Below are 3194 nucleotides of genomic sequence, written 5' to 3'. Positions count from 1 at the left end.
GCAGCGGGTCGTGGCGGACGTCAACGGTGCCCGCAGCCTGGCGGGCAGGCTGTGGTCGAGGGCGCGGTGCACGGGCTCGGCTTCGACGCCGCAGCGATCAGTTTGGTCCGCCCGGACGGCGACCTGGTGGTGGCGGCCGTCTGGGAGCTGGAGGAGAGCGCCATCGGCGGCCCCTCCGTCCTGCTCGGCCATGTGGGATCCCGTGAGTCCTGGGACCACATGCTCAATGCCAGCGATCAATGGGGCCTCCTGCGCTTCCACCCCCATGACCGGGACGGGGTGATCGCCACTGATATCCCCTCTTCAGCGGCGACGGCCCGATGCCCGTCAACGCCGACGGCTGGTACCCGCAGGACTGTCTCTTCGCTCCGTTGCACAGTGCCGGCGGCGACCTGCTCGGCATGCTCTCGGTGGACCGCCCGCGCAGTGGCAAGCGCCCCGGGGCGTGGACCCGTGAGGCGCTGGAGATGTTCTCGCTCCAGGCCTCCATCGCGATCGGCAACGCCCGGCTGCGGGCCGAGATGCAGCGCGCGCTGGCCCGCCTGGAGAAGGAGCAGCAGGCACTGCGGGCCAGTGAGGCTTCCGGCAGGCCTTCGAGTACGCACCCAGCGGGATGGCCATCACCGAGCTGCACGGCGCCGGGCGCGGCCAGCTGAGCAGAGTCAACGACGCGCTCTGTCGGCTGCTCGGCTACCCCCGCGCGGTGCTGCGCCAGCAGAGCTTCGCCGACCTCGTCCACCCCGACGACCGCGCCCTGCTGGAGCGCACCAGCGCCGAGAGCGGCCGGGCGGAACTGCGGCTGTCCCGGCGGGACGGCGACTACCAGCGGGTCCGCATGCGCAACTCGATCGTCGCGGACTCCGCCGAGGGCCCGATCTTCCTGCTCACCCACGTCGATGGCATTGACGACCCAGTGCAGTAGGAGGCCGACGCGATCGGCCTCCTCAGGTGAGCACATTCGCACAACCACGGCCTCGTAGGCGCCTTCGCCGCTCGGCCGGGCTGGCCCTACGTCCGGAGGTAGCTCGGCGGGCTGGTTCCCTCCTTGGCGCTGAACCGGAGACTCTGCCTGTGCGGGGAGAAGAAGTCCCGCCGCACCCGCGCCTGGCCGAGCGCGAGTGGACGGCTGGCTGCGTAGGTGAGTACCGAGAGCACTTGTCGGCTCGTTCGGAGAGCGTTGGTCATCCGTTCGTGCGTGGAATGTTGGTGAGATCTGGCAGCACCAGCTGGTGTCGGAACCGCGGTGACGTCGATGACGGCTCGCGTATCGCTTCGCGGCACTAGTCTTGGTGCGCCGCAGTGATGTTCCAGGGGGGAGCTATACCACCGTGCAGCCTTTGGGAAAGCAGGACCCTGAGCGGGTCGCTGACTATCGGCTTCTTGGCCGGCTGGGGGAGGGCGGCATGGGGGTGGTCTACCTGGCCCGGTCCCCGCGGGGTCGGATGGTGGCGGTGAAGACCATCCGTGCCGAACTGGCAGCGTCCCCGGACTTCAGGCGCCGCTTTGCCAAAGAGACCGCCGTGGCCCGGCAGGTCGGCGGGGAGTGGACGGCCGCGGTACTGGCCGCCAACCCGGACGCGGCACTGCCCTGGGTTGCAACGGCCTACGTCGCCGGGCCGACCCTGCATCAGGTGGTGGCGGAGCAGCACGGGCCGCTGCCGGAGCACTCGGTGCGCGGTCTGGCCTCCGGTTTGTGCCGGGCGCTGGGTGATATCCACGCCGCCGGGCTGGTCCACCGTGACCTGAAGCCGTCGAACGTCATGGTGACCATTGACGGGCCGAAGGTGATCGACTTCGGCATCGCCCGGGCTCTGGACTCCACCACCGGCGGTCTGACCAGTACCGGAGTGGTGGTCGGCTCGCCCGGCTTCATGTCACCGGAGCAGATCCGCGGTGAGAGTCTGACCGAGGCGAGCGATGTCTTCTCGCTCGGCGCGGTGCTCGCCTTCGCCGCCTCCGGCCGCCTCCCGTTCGAGGCGGCGGGAGGGCAGGTGCACGCCCTGATGTACAAGGTGGTGCACGAGCCGCCGGACCTCACCGGTGTGCCCGAGCCGCTGCGGGATCTCATCGAGAGCTGCCTCGCCAAGGATCCGGTGGACCGGCCCACCGTGGCCGCACTGCTGGAACGACAGGACACCCAGTACCGATCCCTTGGCTCCTGGCTGCCGACGGAGGTGCTGACCCGGCTCGGTCAGGAGGCCGTCCAGCTCCTAGACCGGGAGGACCCGTACACCTGTATGCCCCGGGCCGACGCGGGCCCCGCCAAACTGCTGTACCCGCCCACGGCCCTCGACCAGGCACCCAGCCCGGTCCAGCGCGACCAAGCCGGGCAGGCACAGGAACCGCCGTCCCGCCTGGCCGATGAACGTCGCCGCGCACGCGGCCGGACCAGCCCGGCCGACGGATACCGGGCCGCCGTCTACTGGCTCCTCGCCCTTTGCGCCTTGGTCTCCGTCATCACGGCCGTCCACCAGATCATCGTCGCTACCGGTCAGAACCACTGGAGCGGGGATAAGGCGTACTCGGACTGGAGCGATGCCTGGGGCGACGAGGGGAGCAATGCCTGGGGCGACGGGGGGAACAATGTCGTTCGTTCCCTGTGGTTCGCCCAGCTCGTCATCGGCGGAGGGCTGGTAGCGGTCTGGCTCGTCTGGTTCGCCCGCGTGAGGGCTGTGGCCGAGCGGTTCGCCCCCGGCCGGCTGCGGTACCGCCCGTTCATGGCGGTGGTCGGATGGTTCATCCCCATCGCGAACCTCTTCGTTCCCAAACAGATCGCCAACGACGTCTGGCACGCCTCCAGCCCGCCCGGACATGGCGACCGAGGCCCTGTCCGCCTGGTGCAGACATGGTGGGCCTCCTGCCTGGTCACCATCCTGACCTGGCCGGTCCTCCTCGGCCTGTGGACCGGATTCCTCGAATGGGACCACCGGAGCACCAAGGACAAGCACTGGACCGGCACCAACTACTCCTACCTCGAGTACCGGTACGAGTTCGGGCTCGGAGCCTGGCTCATGCTGGCCCTGCACGCGCTGGTTGTGCCGGCCGCGATCGTCACAGCTCGCTACGTTCGTCAGCTGACCGCCATGCAAACGGCCAAGGTCCAGGGCTGACAGTGAGGATGTAGACGAGCGCTTTCCGGTGGGGTCTGACCCAAGGGCTGACTGACCTCGGGTCCTCAACAGGATCTGTCGGCC

Annotated in this window: 1 protein-coding gene and 1 pseudogene; both read left to right on the top strand. The window is 69.4% G+C overall.

Features of this window, described 5'->3' with window-relative positions; genetic code table 11:
• Window positions 1-910 (top strand): annotated as a pseudogene (locus AB0J08_RS41310) (PAS domain S-box protein); the annotation flags it as partial.
• A gap of 493 nt (window positions 911-1403) precedes the next feature.
• Window positions 1404-3110, top strand: a complete 1707-nt coding sequence (locus AB0J08_RS41305) for a protein kinase (RefSeq protein ID WP_360645260.1) — start codon at window positions 1404-1406, stop codon at window positions 3108-3110.
• Window positions 3111-3194 lie beyond the last annotated feature (84 nt).

It is taken from the genome of Kitasatospora sp. NPDC050463 (assembly GCF_040655255.1).
Lineage (GTDB): Bacteria > Actinomycetota > Actinomycetes > Streptomycetales > Streptomycetaceae > Kitasatospora.
Note: the sequence above shows the minus strand (reverse complement) of the source record. Positions and strands in the feature narration are given on the sequence as shown.